Here is a 514-nt window from a genome sequence, read left to right as displayed (position 1 = left end):
TCATAGCCCAGCGCTTTCGCCTCGCGGTACTCTTCGAGCGGCTTGAGCGCTGCGAGTTGAAACCTCTGCCCGGCGGAGAACTCCGGAACCATGTAGTGGTAGTTCGTATCAAACCACTTGGTCATCTCCTGAGCCGGAACGCCCTGCGGTGTCGAATCCCCGTGGTGATGGCCATTGGCGCAGCAATGCCCAGCGATTTCGGCCTGGGTGCCACGGGCCATGGCGAAATAGGTGGAAAGCGAGACAGGCCCCCCTCTCCATCCATAGATGTCGGGAATCGCACCGACCATCACGCTGGTGTCGAGCACCTGATCGTAGAGCGAGAAATCGTTCGACGGAATCACGCTGATGCCGCGCGCTTTTTGCCGCGCCCAGTTCGCCGCGCGCAACTCGGCCGCGACTCGCATCAGGTCGGCTTCCGTCGACCTGCCGGCCCAGAAGCTTTCGAGTGCGGATTTCAGCTCGCGCCGCGGCCCGATCCGCGGTGTGCCGAGTGTGGCGACGGCAAGAGACG

General features: G+C 63.0%; 1 protein-coding gene. It reads right to left on the bottom strand.

Features of this window, described 5'->3' with window-relative positions:
* A partial coding sequence (locus tag DY467_RS25450) for a uroporphyrinogen decarboxylase/cobalamine-independent methonine synthase family protein (RefSeq protein ID WP_502706458.1) occupies positions 1 to 514 on the bottom strand: 514 nt, incomplete at both ends.

The sequence above is a fragment of the Rhodopseudomonas sp. BR0G17 genome (assembly GCF_010907025.1).
GTDB classification, from domain to species: Bacteria; Pseudomonadota; Alphaproteobacteria; order Rhizobiales; family Xanthobacteraceae; genus Rhodopseudomonas; species Rhodopseudomonas palustris_H.
Note: the sequence above shows the minus strand (reverse complement) of the source record. Positions and strands in the feature narration are given on the sequence as shown.